A 19,675-nucleotide genomic window follows, 5' to 3' on the forward strand; every position below is an offset into this window, starting at 1 on the left:
TATACCGACTGCGTCACCGATTTCTGTCGATCAGCGCGATCACGTCCTCGGCGGACTGGAACCCGTCGGCGAGGCGTTCGACGGGGTCGCTGTCACGGAACACGACCAACAACGGGACGCTACGCACGTCGAAACGATCGACCAGCGGCGGGTCGTCACGTGGGTTGACCGTCGCGATCACGGCATCGCTCTCCCGGGCGACGACCCCGAGGACAGGTTCCATCGACGCACAGACGCTACACCCCTCTGTATAGAACTCGACGAGGACAGTATCGTAGGTCTCGACAAGCGCGTCAAGGTCCTCGGCGTCGTCGAGAGAAACCGGGCGTTCGGGCGGGTCTGAAGTGTCGAAGCGTGTGGCGACTGTCATTGATAGCTGTTGGTACTGGAAGGGGAAAGACCACTCGATATTGTTCGACAGATGCAAGTCCGGCTGTTATGACCGGCCACCGAGCCGGCGACCAACGGGTATTTGTCCGCCGGGCCGCACTCGTTCGGGCATGGACGCGGCGCTGGGACCGCCGGCGAAGATGGCCGAGCGGCGCGAGGATCTCACCCCGATGTTGAGCCAGTACGTCGAGTTGACCGAGCGCTACGACGACGCACTCGTTCTGTTCCAGTCCGGTGACTTCTACAAGGCGTTCTGTGAAGCAGCCGACGTTCTCGCCAGGATCTGTGAGGTGACGCTGACCGAACGCGAGGACTCGACCGGCACGTATGCGATGACCGGCGTTCCGATCGACAACGCCGAATCCTACGTCGAAAAGTTGCTAGACGCGGGTTATCGAGTGGCGATCGCCGATCAGATCGAGGATCCCGACGAAGTCAGCGGCGTTGTCGAGCGAGCGGTCACGCGGATCATCACACCGGGGACACTTACTGAGGACGAACTGCTCGGCGGGGCCGAGAACAACTACGTCGCCGCGCTCGCCGCCGAAGACGGGCGCCTCGGCCTCGCCGTCCTCGACATCTCGACCGGCGATTTCTACGCGACCAGCACCGATGATCGGGAGACAGTCCGGGACGAACTCGGCCGCTTCGCCCCTGCAGAGGGGATCGTCGGTCCGGACGCGCCGGATCTGTTCGGGGCCGACTGTACGGTCAGTCCCGTCGATCCGGGATACTTCCATCACGGGCAGGCACGCCAGCGAGTCAGCGAGTACTTCAGCGTCCCTGACCGGCTGCTTGGGACCGCCGCCGAGATCCGAGCCTGTGGCGCCTTGCTGTCCTACGCCGAGTACGCCCGCGGCGGGGAGGATGGGCGACTGAACTACCTCAATCACCTCACGCGATATGATCCCCGGGAGTACATGGTTCTCGACGCGGTCGCCATAGAGAGCCTGGAGATCTTCGAGCGCCGGAGCGTCACCGGCGGCGCGGACCTGACGCTCCTGGACGTGATCGACGAGACGGCGTGTGCCCTCGGTCGCAGACGGTTGACCGAGTGGCTCCGCCGGCCGCTGATCGATCGAGATCGGATCGAAGCACGACACGCGGCCGTCGGGGAACTCGTCTCGGATCTGCAAACCCGCGAGCGACTCCACGCGCTGCTGGCGGACGTCTATGATCTGGAACGACTCATCTCCCGTGTCTCCCGATCTCGGGCGGACGCACGGGATCTCCGCTCCCTGAAAGACACCCTCGACGTGATCCCGGAGATCAAGGCGGAACTGGCTGGGGCGGACACCGCGTTGCTCGCCGATCTCCACGATCGTCTCGACGAGATGGACGACGTCCGTGGGCTGATTGACGATGCGATCGCGGTCGATCCGCCGACTGAGATCACCGAGGGCGGGATCGTCAGGGAGGGATACGACGACCGACTGGACGAATTGCGCGCGACCGAACGGGAGGGCAAAGAGTGGATCGCCGATCTGGAGGAGAGCGAGCGCGAACGGACCGGTATCGACTCGCTGAAAGTCGGACACAACGCCGTCCACGGCTACTACATCGAAGTGACCGACGCGAATCTCGACCGGGTACCCCAGGACTATCAGCGCAGACAGACGTTGAAGAACGCAGAGCGGTACTACACGCCGGAGCTCAAGGATCGCGAGGACGAGATTCTCCGCGCGGAGGGACGGGCTGACGATCTGGAGTACGACCTGTTCGTCGAGGTACGCGATCAGGTCGCCGCCGAATCCGAGCACGTCCAGGCAGTCGCCGACGCCGTGGCGACGCTGGACGTCCTGGTTGGGTTTGGGACAGTCGCGGCCGAACGGGACTACTGCCGCCCTACCTTCGACGACGGGATCCACGTCGAGGGCGGTCGTCATCCGGTCGTCGAGCGGACTGAAAACGCGTTCGTCCCCAACGACACACACCTCGACGAGGAAGCCTTCCTCGCGGTGATCACGGGGCCGAACATGAGCGGGAAGTCGACGTACATGCGCCAGGTCGCCCTGATCGCAATCCTTGCCCAGGCCGGGAGTTTCGTGCCTGGGGAATCTGCCGATCTGGAGATTGTCGACCGCGTGTTCACCCGCGTCGGGGCCAGCGACGACATCGCCGGCGGGCGTTCGACGTTCCTGGTGGAAATGAGCGAACTCGCGACGATCTTAGAGAGCGCGACCGACGAGTCGCTCGTGTTGCTCGACGAGGTCGGCCGCGGGACGAGCACGACCGACGGCCTGGCGATCGCCCGTGCCGTCACGGAGTTCGTTCACGACGAGATCGGCGCGACGACGCTGTTTGCCACTCATCATCACGAACTGACCGACGAGGCGGCGGGGCTGGAGAACGCGGTGAACCGCCACTTCCGGACCGAACGCGAGGGCGGTGACGTCTCGTTCCCCTACGAGATCGCGCCCGGCGCGGCCGCCGCGTCCTACGGCGTCGAGGTGGCCGGGGTCGCCGGCGTACCCGAGCCGGTGGTCGAACGCTCGCGGGAATTGCTCGACGATCGTGACGAAAGCCGTCCAGAGACAACGTCGTCGGGGTCCGGGGGCGAACGTGGTGACGGCCCGGACGAGGAACTCGCCGAGGAACTCCGTTCGCTCAACGTCGCCGAAATGACACCGATCGAGGCGTTGAACGCGCTGGCGGCGTTACAGCGCCGTGTAGAGTAGAGTTGCGAGTCGGGTAATTGCTGTCGTGAGGATCAGTATCGTGGGCGAGATCAAAAGATACGCGACCCCGGAGTGCCGAATCCGCATATGGACGATACCGGAGACGACGAAGCACTCAGCGATCGACGGCGCGAGGAGTTACTTGAGCGCGTCCAGCGCAAGAGCGCCACGGTCGGCCAACGCCTCCCGGAGTCCGTCGAGATCCAGGGGACGGAGATGAACTTGAAGGAGTTCGTCTGGGAGACCAAGCGTCAGGGGAGTGTGCCGCCGGAGTTGCGTGACCGGGTCCGGGAGGTGCGGGCGAAACTCACCACCGAGCGGAAAGAACGGAAACAGTGCCTGGAGTCGGCCGAATTGACCGAGACGCACGCCGAGGAACTCGCACAGTCCATCGTCGGCATCGACCGTGCGCTCTCGGCGCTACAAAACCTCCACGAGCCCGATCTCGCAGATAGCGCCCGTCAGCAGGAAGTCGAAAGCAACCGGCGGTGGGTATCGTTCCTCGACAACATTCTGGATTGAAAGAGCGACTGGACGGGCTTACAGTTCCAGCCACTCGCTGGGTTCGGACGTGAGTCCGCGGACGCGTGCTTCCCTGACCCCCTCGCGTTCGCGGATCTCGATCATGCCGTCGAAGGCCTGTTTGATCACCTGCAGCGTCTGCTCGTCGTGTGCGCTGGCGTCGATCGTGAACAGGCCGAGGTAGTCGGCGGCGTCCAGCCGCGAGGACAGGACGTGACAGAGCTTGAAAACCGTCTTGCGGTCAGTGTAAGTCAGCATCGTCGACAGCGACGACAGTGAGAGGCGACCCCGTTGGACGCCCCTGTCGTGGAGGGTTTCGAGAGCTTCCGTGATGCCGATGCCGATGCCAGTCAGATCACCGGGAGAGGACGCGTGATAGACGAAGACGTCGCTGTCTTCTGGATCACTCGCCGTGGCGTCCCCGGCACAGTCGATGACCGCGAGCGGGAACGAATCGGTGGCGACGTGTTCGTCGAACTCCTCGACGATAGTGCCGGCCCGATCTCCGGTCGAAAGAATAACCGTCCCCTCGCCGGCGGCGACGCCGTCTGCAAGTATGTCGTAGACTAGACCCTGCTTACCGGTCATGGCCGGCCCGGAGATCAGGATGCTCGTTCCCGGTCGGACGGATTCGAGGGCGTCGACGTCGAGTACTGATGAGAGATCGTACATGGTCCCGGATCGGTCAGTGTTCGTCGCCATTGCTCAACTCCCGCAACGTGGCGATGAAGTCCTCGTCGTTCTCGACGCCACCGAGCGTCCCCGAGAGTTCCCCTTTGAGTTCCTCGACGCGCTCGGTGAGTCGTTCGTACTCGTCGCTCTCTGCGAGTTCGGCGCTGTTCTTCGTGGCCTCCAGCGTCGCCTGTTTCTCCACCAACGAGTAATACTGCTGGAGAAGGTCGTCGTAAGTCGAACGTTCGAGCAAGTTCGAAACCGTTTCGTGGAGTTCCTGACTTCGGATGGGCTTGGTGAGATACGAGTCGAAACCCATCTCAAGGATGTCGAAGTCCGGTTCGACGGCCGTAACCATCGCGACCCGGCAGTCGCTATCGCTTTTCCGGATCCGCTCGAGTACCTCGTCGCCCGAGAGCCCGGGCATCATCCGATCGAGCAACACGACATCGACGTCGTCGTCCAGCAGGTCAAGCGCTTCGCTCCCGTTCCCGGCCATGCGAACCTCGTACTCGTCCTGAAGCCAGAGATTGTACGTCTCGGCGACATCCGGTTCGTCTTCGACGATGAGGACGACTGGGGGGTCGGAATCTGACATCGCCTATCTACCTGACGATAATTACCTCCTGGTACATATCCCTGTGGGTCCGGGGAAGACGCGACGGGTCGACCGTCCGCGTGGCTACCCTTGGCCCGACACGACAACACGAAAAGGCAGCCACTCCAAGGACCCAACATGATCGAAAATATCGCGGCTGAGACGGGTGGGTTCACGTCCAACGTGTTCCTCGTCACGGGGGAGCGAACCGTCCTCGTCGACGCCGGCAACGGGTTCGACGTCGTCGGAAAGGTTCGAGATCGCGTCGATCACCTCGACGCCGTGGTTCTCACGCACACCCACCCGGATCACGTGGGGAATCTCGAAGCCCTGACCGATGCCTTCGAAGTCGATGTCTGGGGCTTCGATCCGGACACAACGGGTGTCGACCACGAACTGACAGACGAGGCTACGATCACGCTGGGCGATGACGCCTACACCGTGTTGCACACGCCCGGACATAAGGACGACCACGTCTGTCTGTACGCCGCGGAGCCAGGAATCCTGTTCGCCGGTGACCTAATCTTCGAGAATGGCGGGTTCGGACGGACCGACCTCGAGGAAGGCGACCGCCAGGTGCTCGTAGAAAGCATCGACAGACTGCTCCGCACCGTCGAAGAGGACCTCTCGGAACTACACGCCGGCCACGGCAAGAGTGTGACCGTCGACCCGTACGGGACGATCGAACTCGCCTCCCGGGCGGCCCGCATGGGGTAGCCAGTGAGCGGGGTCACGCCGTCACGAGTGCGACGACCGAACACCGACAACACTGTTACTCGAACGCAGTCGCTAACAGCGCGTCATAAGCCGGTTCGTACGCGTCCGCCACGGCTCCCGGGTCGCGTCGAACGTCCGCACTAAGCGCCGGCAACTCGACGGACGCCGTTGGTTCCAGCAACTCGACGACCGGAGGTACCCGTTCCTCAAGGCGGCCCTCAGCTGCCGACCCCGCGGCAACGGTACAGGCTTTCGCGTAGCGGTCACCCGGATAGATCCGCGCCCGTCGCGGTTCGACGATGGCGACCACATCGGGCTCGAATCCCGTCAGCGGGCGGGCGATGTCCCCGTACGACTCGACGACCGCCCGATCGGTCGCGTCGATCTCCTCGGCGATCGATCCGAGCGCGGGCACGTGCAGTCGCTCCATGGCCGCATCGAGTTCGGCGGTCGACTCGACGACGGTGGCGTCTCCGAGCGCAAGCCCTTCACGGAGGGTGCCCGGCAGTTCGACCGTCCCGTTGACTAAGTACTCCCCGCCGACGCGGTCGAGAAGGAATTCCCGATCAGTCTTCCCGAGCAGACCGGGTCCACCGCCGGGACTCGGTCGCCAGAGACGATGGATCGGGTTCAACGACTCCGGCCGGCGATCGCCGGGACTGGCCGCGGCCAGACGCTTGGCGTCCTTTCCGTAGAGCAGTCCCTCCTCGATCGCCCGCCGGTAATCGTCGTGATCGAACCAGTAGTCGTTGCCGGCACGCGGTTTGAATCCGACCGATCCGGTGTGTTCGAGCAAGCCCACGGAAAAGGTGGTCTTCCCGGCGTCGACACGGTCGGCACCGGCCACGAGCAGATTCATGCGTCGGGTGCGAGACCGTAATACCCGGGTTCATCGTCGCCGTCCGGTTCGGCGAAGACGAACGATCCCGCGAACTTGAGCATCCACGGGATCGCCCAGTCGAGCAGGACGTTCTCGGTTTCGACGTCGAGTTCGGCGTCAGGGTCGACGCCCTGTAGCAGGCGGGCGAGCTCGTAAATCGTGTACATCTGATCGGCATCCAGAACCTCCGTGGGTTCGCGGAACTCGAGCGGTCGCAGGTCGTCGAAGTCGGCTTTCGGGCGCGGCATACATCTCAGTAGGTCGATCGACGGCCTAAAGGTCACGTTCCAGTCACGGCCGAATCCTCGCCATCGAGTGCGTCCGAACGCCTGCCGGGAAACACGGCTGGCCGACGTGAACAAAACGGCGTGAGATAGTGTAGGGTAGGGTAGGGTTCGGCGGCGTTACTCGAAGTGATCGAGACACTTCTGGTACTCTTCGTCGACTGTCTCCCAGTTGACGACCTCGAAGAAAGCGTCGATAAAGCTGCCGCGGTCCGGCCCGTAGTCGTAGTAGTAGGAGTGTTCCCAGACGTCTAGGGCCATGATCGGGTGAGAGCCCCACAGCGCACCGTTGTCGTGCTTGTCGACAGCGACGTTCCGAAGCTGCTTTGCGACGGGGTCATAGACCAACAGTGCCCAGCCGCCGGCAGCACCCGCGGCGGCTTCGAACTCGGCCTTCCAGGCGTCGTAGGTCCCGAAGTCCTCCTCGATCCGCTCGCGAAGCTCACCCTCGGGCTCGCCGCCGCCGTTCGGGGACATGTTCTCCCAGAACAGCGTGTGCAGGTAGTGACCGGAGCCGTTGTGGGTGACGTTGCCCAGCGCGCCGCCAGTGGTGCTGTGATCGCCCGATGCGCGGTTCTCGGCGAGCGTTTCCTCGGCCGCATCGAGGCCGTTCACGTAGCCCTGATGGTGGGTGTCGTGGTGCCACTCGAGAACCTGCTCCGAGATGTGTGGTTCGAGGGCATCGTAATCGTACGGCAAGGGCGGCAGTTCGGGGTCGGATCGCTCTGACATGTGAAATTCCTCCAGCTTTTCTGATGTTCGGACTCCTGTTAAAGCTTTAGATGGGGGATGTTAACGAATGACTGCGACCGACAGAGAGAACTCCGTTGTCCGGCGAAACGGACCTCTCAGCGATCTGACCGCGAACTGTCTAGAAGTGTATCCATTCGCAGGAAAGTTCGGGACACTGCAACGATTGTCGATCCACATCGAGTCGTCGCCACGGAATCAGCTACTCCTCACCGCGCGCTCGTTCGAAGGTGGCAAGCGCCTGCTCGCGTCGATCACCGTGATCGACGATCGGTGCCGGGTAGTCGGGCGCGTGCATCTCGCGGGCGTCGGGGTCGAGTTCGTGCCAGGAGTGGACGATATCAGCCGGGACGCCCGCGAGTTCGGGGACGTATTCGCGGATGTACTCGGCGTCAGGGTCGTACCGCTCGCCCTGGGTCATCGGGTTGAAGATCCGGAAATAGGGCTGGGCGTCGGTCCCGGTCGAGGCCGCCCACTGCCAGCCGCCGTTGTCGTTTGCGGTGTCGTGATCGACGAGTTTCTCTCGGAACCAGTCGTACCCCTCACGCCAGTCGATCAGCAGATCCTTCGTCAGGAACGAAGCGACGATCATCCGGACGCGATTGTGCATGTACGCCTCCTCACGGAGCTGGCGCATGCCGGCATCGACGATCGGATACCCCGTCATCCCGTCTTTCCAGGCTTGCAGTGTTTGGGGGTTCTCCTGCCACTCGATGGCGTTCTCGTAGGTCTTGTAGTTCTCCGAGACGACTTCGGGGTTGAACCAAAGCACCTGCGCGTAGAACTCCCGCCAGGCCAGTTGTGACTGGAACTCTTCGACGGACTCGCGGGCCTCTTCGTTCGGGGCTGTTTCCTGAGCCGCCTCGGTGGCGTCGTAGACCTCCCGGACGCCGATAGTCCCGAACTTCAGGTGGGGCGACAGCCGGGACGTACAGCCATCAGCTGGAAAGTCACGACGCTCCTCGTAGCTGTAGATGTCCTCCGCACAGAAGTCGTCGAGCAGGTTCCGAGCGACGGCAGGGCGCGCCTCGGGAATCGTCGCTTCGGGCTCCGGAACGTCGAGGTCAGCAAGCGCCGGGATCTCGATGTCGTCTTCGATCGACGCCAGGTCGTTCTCCGTGGGAGCGTCGACCGACACAGCCTTCTCCCGGTCCTTCCACTTTCGCCAGAAATAGGTGAATACCTGGTAGGGATCGCCGTCGTTGGTGCGGATCGTACCAGGCTCGTGGAGAACGCTGTCGTGGACGGCTTCGCGCCCGATATCCGCAGCGTCGAGTGCTTGCCGAACGGCCGTGTCACGTTCCCGGGAGAGTCCAGAGTAATCACGGTTCCACGTGACTACGTCGGCATCGTGGCGCTTCGCGATAGTCACCAACACGTCGGTCGGATCGCCACGCCGGACGAGGAGATCGCTCCCACGATCGCGGTAGGCCTCCCGAAGCGATGCGAGTGCGTCGAGGGCGAACGCGATCCGCGGAGGACTGGCGTGTTCGAGAATAGCCGGGTCGAAGACGAACACCGGGACGACTGGTCCGGACACGTCGATTCCGTCACCGACGAGGGCCCGATTGTCCGCGAGTCGGAGATCACGCCGGTGCCAGTGAATGCGCATGGGGACTCCTCGGGCGCGATTCACGTCAATGCTCGGCTCGAATCACGCCAGACGGTGACAGCCAACCCGTTCGATACCGCAAGCCTGCTCCAGATACAGTAGGCCGCCATCGAGACCGGTGACCCCGGAGCGTTCCCCACCTCAAGCCTTATGCGCGTACCGCGTTCGAGAGGTGACATGGCCGAACCGGTCCACTACCGGGTCGCCGACGGGATCGCAACAGTGAGCATCGTCAACCCGAACCGACGGAACACGTTGACACCGGCGGTCGTCGACGGACTGGACGAGGCGCTCACGGCCGCCACGGACGCCCGCTGTCTCCTCCTGCGGGGAGAGGGCGATACGTTCTGTACCGGTGGTGACCTGGTCGGGATCGTCGAACACACTCACGGCGAACTCACACGGGAGGCGTTGCTGGATCGCCTTGCCGGGATCGACGACCTGATCGAGCGGCTCTATCGGTTCCCGATTCCCACAGTTGCGGCAGTCGACGGTCCGGCTTTCGGCATCGGCGGGACGCTGGTGCTGGCCTGTGACCTCGCGGTGGCCGCCGAGACAGCCAAAATCGGCTTCGGGTTCGGCCGGATCGGCATGCCACCAGGGGGCGGGACGTCGGCTCTCCTCCCGCGCGCCGTCGGCCCCTCGGCCGCCAGAGAACTGTTGTTCACCGGCGAACTCCTCGAAGCCGGCCGCGCGGCGAAATTGGGGCTCTTCGATCGCACCTATCCCGCATCCGAGTTCACGGCGGGCGTGGCGTCGCTTGTCGACGCGATCGTCACTGACGGGATCGCCCTCCACAACGAGACGAAGCAGCTCTTGATCGAGAACGACGGACTCTCGCTGTCGGCGACGATGGCTGCCGAACGGGCGGCAACGCGGCGGCTACTCGGGACAGAACAACAGCTCGAACGCATCCGGTCGTTTCTCGAAGCCGGCGGATCGAAACACGGGCGTGATCCCACTACTGTCGACAAAGAGTGAGTTCGAAAGGAGGGCGATCAAAGCTTGCTCTCTGCATCCTCGGCGAGTTCCTTCATGCGCTTGCCAACGCGGCCGGCGTCGGAGAACTCGTCCTCGCTCATGGCGTTGGCCAGCGCGTTGCCCAGGACGAAAACGGCATGTTTGTGCTCGCTCTTGGACATGTGAACGTCCGCAGGCGTAACGTCCAGCTCCTCGTATGGATCGAACAGCGTCTCGTCGACGCTGTCCTGTTCGCGGAAGTAGTCTTTTATCTGGACCATGTGCTCGTGTAACTCCAGAAGTTCGTCTTTGTGCATTCCTACCCCTGAATTGTGGAGAGTACGGCTTAAGTATTGTCCGTGGACGGCTACCAGACTTCCTCCACTGGCCGTTATCGCCCTCAACGATCGATGCCGGTGTGAGTATCTAGATCCACGACAGTCCGAGCGTGAATCGACCGTAGCCCATGCCGGCGGCTGCTCGACACGCGACGCCGAACAACCAGAGGGACGGCATCAGAACACGTACTCGTCCTCGTGGCCCATCATGCCGTCGTCCTCGAAGCCTGGCTCCTCCTCGTCGTCGATCGGGCCACTCGTCTTGTAGGCCTTCAATCCCGTCGAGAGGAGGTCTTCGATCGCATCCTCGCGGTTCAGGAACTCGCCTTCCTCGACCAGTTGCGCGATCTGCATCTCGAGATGTTCCGGGACCGTGATCTCTACTTTCGCCATCGGGTCGTTCGAGGGGTTATCGGGAGGGGTATTTAAGCTTGACGGGGAAAATACCAGACGTGATACGAATACTTCCCGTTACGTCAACTTTCTTTCGGTATTTCACTCCAGTTCCTTCATCTTTTGGGATCTTTCGGCATGTTTTGCACTCTCTGGAGATATCTAAACCCGAAAAGTCGGGCTATCGTCAGCCCTTAATGGATCGTGGCCCAAGTGCAGCGAGATGGAGTCAGCGCGCGCCGACCTGGTCGAGTCGGATGACGACGGTGGGTCACTCGTCGTTCGCGGGGTGCCCGTCGCCGACGGATCGTCGCTCCCCGTCCTCGCCGGAAAGGGGGCCGAGCGACCGTCGATCGTCTGGCAGGGACCACAGGAGCGTCTCGAGGCGCTGGGCGCCGCGGGAACGATCACTGCCGACGGACGCGGTCGGTTCGAAGCGGTCCGTCGTCGCGCGGCGGCGCTGTTCGCCGACCGCGAGGTACCCGCCGAGTTGCCGGCTTTCGCACGGCCACGACTGTTCGGCGGGTTCGCCTTCCACGGGGGGACGACCGACCGACACGAGGAGCCAGACTGGACCGGGTTCCCGGACGCGTGGTTTGTCCTGCCGGCAGTGAGTCTGATCGAACGCGACGGGGAGCGGTGGCTCACCGCGAGTGCCGTTGGACCGAACGCCGAGAGCGAGGCCGAACGGATGCTCGAACGGTGGCAACCCAGGCTGGACGACGGGACCGATACCGAGAGGGTCCCGCCGGGGATCGACGGTCGCCGTCAACTCCCCGAACGCGACGCCTGGACCGCACAGGTCGAGGCGGCGATCGATCGCGTCGAAGAGGGCGAGTTGCGAAAGGTCGTACTCGCGGGCGCGCAGTCTGTGGACCTACAGGAGAGCCTGTCGTTACCGGCCGTGATCGATCGCCTCGGCGCGACCTATCCCGACTGCGTCCGGTTCGCCTTCCAGCCCGAGAAACCGGGCGCCGGAGTGTTCTTCGGGGCGACGCCCGAACGACTCGTCACGCGTCGTGGACCGACCGTCGAAACCACGGCACTCGCGGGGTCGACGGGTCGTGGCGAGACGGAAGCCGAAGATGCGTGGCTCGCCGAGCAGCTGCGCTCGAGCAAGAAGGATCGCCACGAACACGCCCTCGTGGTCGAGGCGATCCGCGACCAGCTCGAAACCGTCGCTGAGACGGTCGAGACCGGCGATCGAGCGATCAGGAAGCTCGCGACCGTCCAGCACCTGCAGACGCCACTCCGAGCGACGCTCGCGGAGGGCGTTCACGTCCTGTCGCTGGTCGCTGCGTTACATCCGACGCCGGCGGTCGGTGGCTTGCCGCCGGACGCGGCGCTGTCAGCGATCCGTGAGGCCGAGGCGTTCGACCGCGGCTGGTACGCCGCGCCGATCGGCTGGTTCGACCCGGCAGGTGACGGGAGTTTCGCCGTAGGCATCCGGTCGGCGCTGGCCCGAGATCGCACGGCGACGTTGTTCGCCGGCGCCGGTATCGTCGCCGACAGCGACCCCGACGCTGAGTGGGACGAGATACAGTTGAAGTACCGACCGATCCTCGACGCCCTACGATGACAGCACCCAACCGGAACACACTCTGGGCGGAAACACTGGTCGACGAACTGGCCGCCGCCGGCGTCCGGACTGTGGTTCTGGCACCGGGCAGTCGCTCGACGCCGCTGACGGTCGCTTTCGCCGACCACGAGGACGTCGAGGCGCTGTCACTGTTGGACGAACGCTCCGCCGGATTCTTCGCGCTAGGTCGAAGCAAGCGGACGGGTGAACCAACGGCCGTCGTCACGACATCCGGAACCGCGACGGCGAACCTCCACCCGGCTATCCTCGAAGCCGACGCCGCGCGCGTCCCGCTGATCGTCCTCACCGCCGACCGACCGCCGGAACTCCACGATAGCGGCGCAAACCAGACAATGGGCCAGGAGGATCTCTACGGCGATGCGGTCCGTCGCTACCGGACGCTCCCGGAGCCAGCACCGCGACCGCGGGCGCTACGTTCGCTCCGCGTGACTGCCTCGCGTGCCGTTGGGACTACCAGGGGCACGCCGCCGGGACCGGTCCACCTCAACGTTCCGTTCAGGAAACCCCTGGAACCGACGCCGGTCGAGGGCGACGTGCCGACGGACCTTGCTGAACGGGCACCCCTGGCCGTGAACGGTCGCGACGGACCGTTCGTCCGAGTCGATCAGGGGCGTCCGGAGTTATCGGGGGACGAGCTATCACGCGTTGCCTCGACACTCGATGACGCCGAGCGGGGATTGATCGTCACCGGTCCGGCGAACCATCCAACGCCCGCTCGGGACGCCCTGGCGGCGCTGGCGCGGGCGACTGGGTTCCCGGTCCTGGCCGATCCACTCTCGGGACATCGATTCGGACACGACCCGGGCGAAGTGGTGGTCTGTGGCGGATACGACTCGTATCTCGACGCAGCCGACGCGTGGAGGTGGCCCGATCCCGACGTCGTCCTCCGGTTCGGTGCATCGCCGACTTCGAAGGTCACGCGACACTATCTTCGGGACGCCGACGCGAGGCAGTTCGTCGTCGATCCGGCGGGAGAGTGGAGAGAGGCTGAGTTCACCGCGAGTGATCTCCTCGTGGCCCACCCGACCCGACTCGCCCGTCGACTGTCTGACCTGGTGGATCACGACGGGAACGACGCGTGGCGCGAGCGGTTCGAAGACGCCGAGTCGGCCTACTGGTCGCTGATCGAACGCGAGTTCGAATCCCATCCCGAAGATTTCGAAGGGACGATCCTCTCGACGGTCGCCGCGGAGATGCCGCCAGCGGGGACTCTCGTCGTCTCGAACAGCATGCCCGTCCGCGATCTGGACCGGTTCGGGCGTCCCCGATCGAGTGACCTTCAAGTACTCGGCAACCGGGGCGTCAGTGGTATCGACGGCGTCATCAGTACTGCTCTGGGGGCTGTCGGGGACGGGCCGCTGGTCCTCGCGATCGGCGACCTGGCGTTCTACCACGACATGAACGGACTGCTCGCGCTGGATCGCTGTGACGTCGACGCGACGATCGTCCTGCTCAACAACGACGGCGGCGGAATCTTCCACAAACTGCCGATCGAGGACTTCGACCCGCCGTTCACGGGCTACTTCGAGACGCCCCACGGGCTGGATTTCTCCTCCGTTGGGGACCTCTATGGGGCCGAGTTCGTCCGTATACAATCTCCCGACGTGTTCCGGTCACTGTACGCCGAGTCACTCGAAAGCGACGGCACTCAGATTCTCGAGGTCCGAACGGACGCGACCGAGAGCCATCGCCGTCGCGAGGGACTCCACGAACGCGTTCGCGAGTACGGTCCCCGGTGATCGGGCGAGAGGTCAGAGTCTGCGAGACGAGAACAGAGCGAGCGAGAGGGGACCCGCGGTCGCGACGATCGCCCCGAAACTCTCGATTGACAGGAGAGGGACGTTCCCGAGACCGATGAGAATGGCTGTTATCAACGTCCAGAAACCGAATACGGGGATACTGATCGACGGAACCGCCACGAGATAGATCACCAGCGCGATCGCACAGGCTCCGATGACAACCCTGAACCCCAGCGGGAACTGCGGGACGAGACTCGAAACTGCGAGGATGGGGTAGGCCACCAGCGTGGACAGAAGCAGGATCGAACGTTCGCTCCGCGGACCTGCGTACCCGGTTGCCGAGTTCGATTCGTAGGATGGGGTCCCGCTACGGGTCGCCCAGGGGACACCCTCTGGGTTGACGTTTGCGGTCGCGCTGTTCGTCACACCTGTCCGCCGTCGGTATCCTGCGTTGTGACTTCCGGTCGAAAACTCGTGGTCGTCCACACTAGCCCGCCGTCGATGCCCGGGTTTGTCACGCCCGGGCGGATACTCGTGATCTTCCGTGCTTGCGGATGTCCGGGCCCGGTCTTGCTCGGTCGAACGCGACCGTTTCGACGGCTCCCCGTTCGGATCGTGTGTGTCCGTGACGGTCACGTAAGCCTCGTGACCGAGGCGATCGTAGCGCAATCGCTCTTCTTCGTCGGTGAGGACGTCACCCGCCTCGATCACGGCTTTGACCGCGTCAGTCGACGATCCTTCCTCGCCCAGGTCCGGATGGGTGTCCTTGAGCCGTTCGCGGTAGGCGGCTTCGACATCCTCGGCCGTGGCGGAGGGCGAAACCCCGAGCACGTCGTAGAACGTCCGGACCATCGACATCAGGTAGTACGACTGTCAGGTACAAACGAGCTTCGGTCGACGGGACCCGAACGTCGTCGCGATCAGCCTCGCTCGCCGGCAGAGGTAATCTCGGACTCGTACTTCTGGCGGAACTCGCCGATGAGCTGGCCCATTTTGGCGTACCAGTCGTTGAGCGTCCGCTGCATCTCGTCGGCGATCTCCTCGGGATCGGTCGGATGGTAAACGTGGTAGTATCCACCCTGCTCGTAGTTGACCTGTTCCTTCTGGATGAACCCTGACTGCAGGAGTCGCTGGACTGACCGATAAGCCGTCGAACGCTCGCGATCGACGGACTCTGCGATCTCGTCGATCGTCAGCGGCTCCTCGGTCGCGGTCAGGGTCCTGAAGACCTCCTTGTCGAGTTCCTTGAGCCCGTGGATGCACTCCAGCAACCCCTCACATTCCATGTCCTGTTTGAGATACTCGGCCATCGACGCTGACATTACTGGAACGTAGTTGGGGAGTGCCGTTCAAAAGTGTTGTGTGAAAAGTGCATCACTGTGGATCTGAATGTCGGTTCTCGGTCACTACGGACTCGACCAAGGGGCCGAATCAGTCCGACTGACAGATCACAAAGCCGATCTCAGTGCCGGCAGATCGACCAACAGTATTGTACAGTATTTCAAAATCCTTAAGCCGCTCTGGGGTGTATGATCAGTCGAGATGACCGACGCGGAGGACATCGAAGCGATCAAACATCGCAAGAAGGAGCAACTCATGCAACAGGAAGACTCAGAGACGAGCCAGCAGGACGCACCGAACGATCCGATCCACGTCGAGAGTTCAGACGAGTTCAATTCGATCGTCGAGGACTACGACGTGGTCTTCGTCGACTTCTACGCGGACTGGTGTGGTCCGTGCAAGATGCTCGAACCGATCGTCGAAGATCTGGCCGAAGAGACCGACGCCGCGGTCGCCAAAGTCGACGTCGATGCTCACCAGCAACTCGCCAGCCAGTTCCAGGTCCGGGGCGTCCCGACGACCGTGCTGTTCGCCGGCGGTGAGGTCGCCGAACAGGTCGTCGGCGTCCGGGACAAGAGCCACTACGCGTCGTTGATCGAGCGACACGCCGTCTGAGGTCACTCTGACGTCCGTCTTTTCCGCCCCTCTCCCGCCGTACCGATTCGCCGACATGGACGAAAAAGAGGCCTGGAGCCGACAGGACCCGGAACGTTTCGGTGGTGGAGTGATCGCGCGGCCCTCTCGAAACCCGACTGGGCTGAACTCCCGAGTGTGACGGAGTCGGTCCAACCCGGATGGCGACAAAGCTTATCATGATTCGTCCGTCAGTGTGAGGCACAGATGGAGGAAGCGTTCGTTCGCCTGTTATGTCCAGAGTGTACCAAAGAGTGGCAATCGACGCCCCGCGACCTCCCGGCCCCGCAAAACACGTTCAGTTGTCCGGAGTGTGGCGAACGGCGGCGACTCTCGGAGTTCATGCGCACCGAACACGACCTCGAGACGTTGCGCGATCTACAGTGAGTCTCACCCGCTCGTCGACGAGCGGGCACCACACGCCTCACAGCGAAGCAAGACTGCGCCCTGTTCGCGGACCAGCTGAGTATCCGGCAGTCCACACTCCGAGCAGATGACGAACTCCTCGGTGTATGCCTCGATCGCGTCTGCGAGACGACGCTTCCGGAACTCGCCGGTCAGGCGCGCCCGGCCGCTCTCGTCGATGTGGCCGCTCGTCCCCAGCTCGTCCTGCAGGAACTTCATGACGTGATCGTCCTCGCGGTCGAGTCGTCGAGTCGTCGCCTGAAAGTTCTCGTAGACCGTGACGTTGCCCTCCTGTCGGACGTCCGGGTCCGGCACGTCGAACCGATCCGATCCCGACTCGATGTCCGGCGTCCCCTCGATCGCGCGATCGAGCATATCGTCGTATTCCATGCCCGCAGGTTGCTCATCGTCCAGTAAAAACCTTTCAACCCTCTTCGAACGATCCGTCTGCCCCCCGCGCCGGCACAAGCGATCGCGGACTTCGGGACTGTCGGCGCCGGGACGATCGACCTCCGTATCGCCCGCGCCGGCACAAGCCCATCGCGGACTTCTAGTCTCACCTGTCACTTCGACAGCCGACCCCGAATCGAGATAAATCAACCGTTAGGAACCGCCTGCTTGCCGGAGACGTATGGTAACAGTTCTCAGAGTAGTACTATAACCCTCCAGTCGTTACGGGCAAGTGACCATGAAAAAGCAGGAGCTCATCCATCTCCATGGGCTGCTTGCACAGGTACGTGATCACTACGAAGAAACTGTCGGCGAGGAAGTCGACCACGAGCGATACACGGAACTCGGCGTCAAGCCCACATCGATCCATAAGTCCAAGACAGACCACAAAGCAGCCGTCTTTGCGCTTGCTGACGGTATTACTAGCGAATTCGGCGAGGAAGAAGTCGAAACCGTCTCCGCAGCGGCCGACTGACCGGTTCTGGGGAAACGTCGCTGCTTGCGTGGGGTACTCCATCGACGAAGGAGGGCTCCAGTCCTGAACCGAGCCACTCTGTAGCGACTGCTGGGCCACCTGGTAGTCCGGGACGGGCGTATTTTTGGGTCGAAAACGTGGTCCCAGTCTCTCGGGCTACTCGTCGATCAGTTCCTCGAACTCGGGTAAGACGTCGTCCTCGCGGGAGGACTCGGTCGGTGAGGCGTCCCCGTCAGCTTCGGTTCGCTCTTCTCCCGAATCGGTCGTCTCCACATCGTCGTCACCGTCAGCGTCAGCATCGTCCTCAGCGTCGGCATCGTCATCTTCCGTTTCGAGCTCCTCGATCTCGAGAACGTCAAGTGGGATGTTCTCCAGGCGCTGTCCGATCTCCTTGCGGGCGATCCGTGCCGCATGCTCGTCGCGTTCGACGTTGAACACCGTCATCTCCAATTCGAGAGCGACCAGACTCTCGTCGGCGGCGATGAACGCCGGGTCCAGTTCCTCGTTACAGTGTGGACACTGGCGCTCGCCCATGTTGATCTCGACGTAGTTGAGATCGGGGTTGAGCATCTCCCCGGTCTTCGAGATCGCGATGCGGACTGCCTCGTCTGCAGTCTCCACGTCGTACACTGGGACGGCAGCTTCGACGACAACGCGACAGTTCATACACTTGAGTTCGATCGCCTCCGATATGAAGGTTAGCCCGCCCATCGACTCGAAACCGACAAAGGGACGGGTTCCCCACGCCGATACGGATGGATTCAGGGACGCTATCGACGGACGAAGTCGGGGCTTTCGATCTGCAGTCCACTCTCGAAAGCGGTCAGACGTACCTCTGGGGGCGCGAGGACGGGTCGATGTACGACCGCGGAGACGCGTACGGCGGTGACGCCAAGTACACGACGGTCGTGCGACCGGAGAACGCCCCGCCGGGGGATCCCCTTGGCACGAAAGTGGGCCCACAAGTGGTCCGCGTCAGGCAGATCGACGATTGTCTCGAATGGGAGGCGACGTTCGACGCCGAGACGACCCTCCGCCGCCGGCTCCGTCTCGACGACGACCTTGCGGCGATCAGGGCGGCCACGTCTGACGATTCGATCTTGCAGGCGGCGTTCGACCGCTACTGGGGGATGCGCGTGGTACGGGACCCCCCTTTCGAGACGTTGATCTCGTTCATCTGTTCGGCCCAGATGCGCGTCTCCAGGATCTACGACATGCAACGCTCGCTCGCCGACGAGTTCGGCGAGTCCGTCACCGTCGACGATCACACGTACCATGCCTTTCCGACGCCGGACGCACTCGCGTCAGCGACCGAATCGCAGTTGCGGGACCTCGGACTGGGCTATCGGGCTCCATACGTACAGCGGAGTGCGGAGATGGTCGCAAGCGGAGAGGGCCATCCGGCGGAGGCAGCCGGCATGGCTTACGAGGACGCCCGCGAGTCACTCACGCAGTTCGTCGGCGTCGGCGAGAAGGTCGCCGACTGCGTCGCACTGTTCTCGCTTGGCTTCCTGCAAGCGGTGCCCCTCGATACCTGGATCCGGACGACCATCGCCGAGTACTTCCCAGAGTGTGATCGCGGGAACTACGCCGAGACCTCGCGGGCGATCCGCGAGCGCCTCGGCGGGGAGTATGCGGGCTACGCTCAGACGTACGTCTTCCATCATCTCCGGAACGACGGCACCGAGAGATCGGACTGAGACGGACGGGCTGACACGGAAACTGGAGCGATCGGGAACAGTGGGGAGTAGCGTTTTTGGGCCCGCACTCGGAAACATGGGTATGAGCGAACGCACGCGTGCACACGTTTTCGTCTCGGGGCGGGTCCAGGGCGTGTTCTTCCGGGCAACGACGCGCGAACGGGCGGCCGAGCACGGCGTCGACGGCTGGGTGAAGAACCTCGACGACGGCCGCGTCGAGGCGGTTTTCGAGGGGCCCGAGGAAGCGGTCGAGGCGATGATCGCGTTCTGTCAGGAGGGAAGTCCACAGGCCAGTGTCGAGGACGTCGAGACAGAGTACGAGGAGCCGACGGGACTGGACGGCTTCGAGATCAGGTACTGAGACTCAGATCTCCGACAGGGAGTCGTACTCCGCCCAGCACTCGCAGTCGAGGTCGTCGATCGACGTCACCTCGTCGGGCAGGTCCGAGAGCGGCATCCAGCCACTCTCCTGTTGTTCACAGTCGTCGTCGTGAATGGAGAAGTCGTCGTCAGACATCAACGGCATCGTGGGGCGATT

Annotated in this window: 25 protein-coding genes; 11 read left to right on the plus strand and 14 right to left on the minus strand. The window is 63.2% G+C overall.

From position 1 onward, the window contains the following. Positions 1–13: 13 nt before the first annotated feature. Complete coding sequence (locus tag E3374_RS00260; RefSeq protein WP_136686569.1) at positions 14–370, minus strand: thioredoxin family protein; 357 nt, start codon at positions 368–370, stop codon at positions 14–16. 130 nt (positions 371–500) lie between these two features. Between E3374_RS00260 and mutS the strand changes: the two genes are divergently transcribed. Both mutS and E3374_RS00270 read left to right on the plus strand, forming a co-directional pair. After that, positions 501–3,068 carry a DNA mismatch repair protein MutS gene (gene mutS / locus E3374_RS00265; protein WP_136686570.1) on the plus strand — a complete coding sequence of 856 codons (2,568 nt, stop codon included), beginning with the start codon at positions 501–503 and terminating at the stop codon, positions 3,066–3,068. 87 nt (positions 3,069–3,155) lie between these two features. Beyond that, entirely contained in the window at positions 3,156–3,590 is a 435-nt protein-coding gene (locus E3374_RS00270; protein WP_136686571.1) for a DUF5788 family protein, read from the plus strand. A gap of 18 nt (positions 3,591–3,608) precedes the next feature. On the opposite strand, the gene E3374_RS00275 is transcribed toward E3374_RS00270, so the two are convergent. Next, on the minus strand, positions 3,609–4,292 hold the full coding sequence (locus E3374_RS00275) for a DUF7504 family protein (protein WP_449405152.1): 684 nt from the start codon (positions 4,290–4,292) through the stop codon (positions 3,609–3,611). Then, positions 4,276–4,860, minus strand: coding sequence for a response regulator (locus E3374_RS00280; protein WP_136686572.1), 585 nt, complete (start codon positions 4,858–4,860; stop codon positions 4,276–4,278). The genes E3374_RS00275 and E3374_RS00280 overlap by 17 nt, the downstream gene beginning before the upstream one ends. A gap of 138 nt (positions 4,861–4,998) precedes the next feature. Here E3374_RS00280 and E3374_RS00285 point away from each other — a divergent pair, with 138 nt between their 5' ends. Next, on the plus strand, positions 4,999–5,577 hold the full coding sequence (locus E3374_RS00285; RefSeq protein WP_136686573.1) for an MBL fold metallo-hydrolase: 579 nt from the start codon (positions 4,999–5,001) through the stop codon (positions 5,575–5,577). A 55-nt stretch (positions 5,578–5,632) separates the two neighbouring features. On the opposite strand, the gene E3374_RS00290 is transcribed toward E3374_RS00285, so the two are convergent. From E3374_RS00290 to E3374_RS00305, 4 genes are all read right to left on the minus strand, one after another. After that, the gene (locus E3374_RS00290) at positions 5,633–6,436 is read right to left on the minus strand and encodes an ATPase (RefSeq protein WP_136686574.1); all 804 of its coding nucleotides are present in this window, start codon (positions 6,434–6,436) and stop codon (positions 5,633–5,635) included. Further along, the gene (locus tag E3374_RS00295; RefSeq protein ID WP_136686575.1) at positions 6,433–6,705 is read right to left on the minus strand and encodes a DUF5827 family protein; all 273 of its coding nucleotides are present in this window, start codon (positions 6,703–6,705) and stop codon (positions 6,433–6,435) included. Before E3374_RS00295 ends, E3374_RS00290 begins: the two co-directional genes overlap by 4 nt. 156 nt (positions 6,706–6,861) lie before the next feature. Continuing rightward, positions 6,862–7,473, minus strand: coding sequence for a superoxide dismutase (gene sod / locus E3374_RS00300; protein WP_136686576.1), 612 nt, complete (start codon positions 7,471–7,473; stop codon positions 6,862–6,864). Between the two features lie 220 nt (positions 7,474–7,693). Continuing rightward, a complete protein-coding gene (locus tag E3374_RS00305; protein ID WP_136686577.1) occupies positions 7,694–9,103 on the minus strand; it encodes a cryptochrome/photolyase family protein in 1,410 nt (469 codons plus the stop codon). Positions 9,104–9,280: 177 nt separating this feature from the next. Between E3374_RS00305 and E3374_RS00310 the strand changes: the two genes are divergently transcribed. Then, positions 9,281–10,084 carry an enoyl-CoA hydratase/isomerase family protein gene (locus E3374_RS00310; protein WP_136686578.1) on the plus strand — a complete coding sequence of 268 codons (804 nt, stop codon included), beginning with the start codon at positions 9,281–9,283 and terminating at the stop codon, positions 10,082–10,084. A gap of 17 nt (positions 10,085–10,101) precedes the next feature. Here the strand turns inward: E3374_RS00310 and E3374_RS00315 are convergent, their stop codons facing one another. Both E3374_RS00315 and E3374_RS00320 read right to left on the minus strand, forming a co-directional pair. Then, positions 10,102–10,380 (minus strand): UPF0058 family protein, encoded by a 279-nt coding sequence (locus E3374_RS00315; RefSeq protein ID WP_136686579.1) that lies wholly within the window; start codon positions 10,378–10,380, stop codon positions 10,102–10,104. 198 nt (positions 10,381–10,578) lie between these two features. Next, complete coding sequence (locus E3374_RS00320) at positions 10,579–10,794, minus strand: DUF7120 family protein (protein WP_136686580.1); 216 nt, start codon at positions 10,792–10,794, stop codon at positions 10,579–10,581. 223 nt (positions 10,795–11,017) lie between these two features. Here E3374_RS00320 and E3374_RS00325 point away from each other — a divergent pair, with 223 nt between their 5' ends. Together E3374_RS00325 and menD are read left to right on the plus strand one after the other, a co-directional pair. Next, a complete protein-coding gene (locus E3374_RS00325) occupies positions 11,018–12,373 on the plus strand; it encodes an isochorismate synthase (protein WP_136686581.1) in 1,356 nt (451 codons plus the stop codon). Next, on the plus strand, positions 12,370–14,133 hold the full coding sequence (gene menD / locus E3374_RS00330; protein WP_136686582.1) for a 2-succinyl-5-enolpyruvyl-6-hydroxy-3-cyclohexene-1-carboxylic-acid synthase: 1,764 nt from the start codon (positions 12,370–12,372) through the stop codon (positions 14,131–14,133). The genes E3374_RS00325 and menD overlap by 4 nt, the downstream gene beginning before the upstream one ends. Positions 14,134–14,145: 12 nt before the next feature. Here the strand turns inward: menD and E3374_RS00335 are convergent, their stop codons facing one another. Continuing rightward, on the minus strand, positions 14,146–14,985 hold the full coding sequence (locus E3374_RS00335) for a J domain-containing protein (protein WP_169051742.1): 840 nt from the start codon (positions 14,983–14,985) through the stop codon (positions 14,146–14,148). Between the two features lie 68 nt (positions 14,986–15,053). After that, positions 15,054–15,455, minus strand: a complete 402-nt coding sequence (locus E3374_RS00340) for a helix-turn-helix domain-containing protein (protein WP_136686584.1) — start codon at positions 15,453–15,455, stop codon at positions 15,054–15,056. A gap of 220 nt (positions 15,456–15,675) precedes the next feature. On the opposite strand from E3374_RS00340, the gene trxA reads away from it, so the two are divergent. Next, positions 15,676–16,089 (plus strand): thioredoxin, encoded by a 414-nt coding sequence (gene trxA, locus E3374_RS00345; RefSeq protein ID WP_136686585.1) that lies wholly within the window; start codon positions 15,676–15,678, stop codon positions 16,087–16,089. A 225-nt stretch (positions 16,090–16,314) separates the two neighbouring features. Continuing rightward, positions 16,315–16,494, plus strand: a complete 180-nt coding sequence (locus E3374_RS00350; RefSeq protein WP_136686586.1) for a DUF7836 family putative zinc-binding protein — start codon at positions 16,315–16,317, stop codon at positions 16,492–16,494. A 3-nt stretch (positions 16,495–16,497) separates the two neighbouring features. Here the strand turns inward: E3374_RS00350 and E3374_RS00355 are convergent, their stop codons facing one another. Beyond that, positions 16,498–16,902, minus strand: a complete 405-nt coding sequence (locus E3374_RS00355; protein ID WP_136686587.1) for a translation initiation factor IF-2 subunit beta — start codon at positions 16,900–16,902, stop codon at positions 16,498–16,500. 298 nt (positions 16,903–17,200) lie between these two features. Here E3374_RS00355 and E3374_RS00360 point away from each other — a divergent pair, with 298 nt between their 5' ends. After that, positions 17,201–17,437 carry a UPF0058 family protein gene (locus tag E3374_RS00360; RefSeq protein WP_136686588.1) on the plus strand — a complete coding sequence of 79 codons (237 nt, stop codon included), beginning with the start codon at positions 17,201–17,203 and terminating at the stop codon, positions 17,435–17,437. 156 nt (positions 17,438–17,593) lie between these two features. Here E3374_RS00360 and E3374_RS00365 read toward each other — a convergent pair whose 3' ends face one another. Then, positions 17,594–18,103 carry a DUF555 domain-containing protein gene (locus tag E3374_RS00365; protein ID WP_136686589.1) on the minus strand — a complete coding sequence of 170 codons (510 nt, stop codon included), beginning with the start codon at positions 18,101–18,103 and terminating at the stop codon, positions 17,594–17,596. 89 nt (positions 18,104–18,192) lie between these two features. Here E3374_RS00365 and E3374_RS00370 point away from each other — a divergent pair, with 89 nt between their 5' ends. Together E3374_RS00370 and E3374_RS00375 are read left to right on the plus strand one after the other, a co-directional pair. Then, positions 18,193–19,137, plus strand: a complete 945-nt coding sequence (locus E3374_RS00370) for a DNA-3-methyladenine glycosylase family protein (protein WP_136686590.1) — start codon at positions 18,193–18,195, stop codon at positions 19,135–19,137. An 82-nt stretch (positions 19,138–19,219) separates the two neighbouring features. Beyond that, positions 19,220–19,498, plus strand: a complete 279-nt coding sequence (locus E3374_RS00375) for an acylphosphatase (protein ID WP_136686591.1) — start codon at positions 19,220–19,222, stop codon at positions 19,496–19,498. Between the two features lie 3 nt (positions 19,499–19,501). Here E3374_RS00375 and E3374_RS16970 read toward each other — a convergent pair whose 3' ends face one another. Beyond that, positions 19,502–19,654 (minus strand): hypothetical protein, encoded by a 153-nt coding sequence (locus E3374_RS16970; RefSeq protein WP_169051734.1) that lies wholly within the window; start codon positions 19,652–19,654, stop codon positions 19,502–19,504. Positions 19,655–19,675 lie beyond the last annotated feature (21 nt).

It is taken from the genome of Halorhabdus amylolytica, assembly GCF_004944975.1.
GTDB lineage: Archaea > Halobacteriota > Halobacteria > Halobacteriales > Haloarculaceae > Halorhabdus > Halorhabdus amylolytica.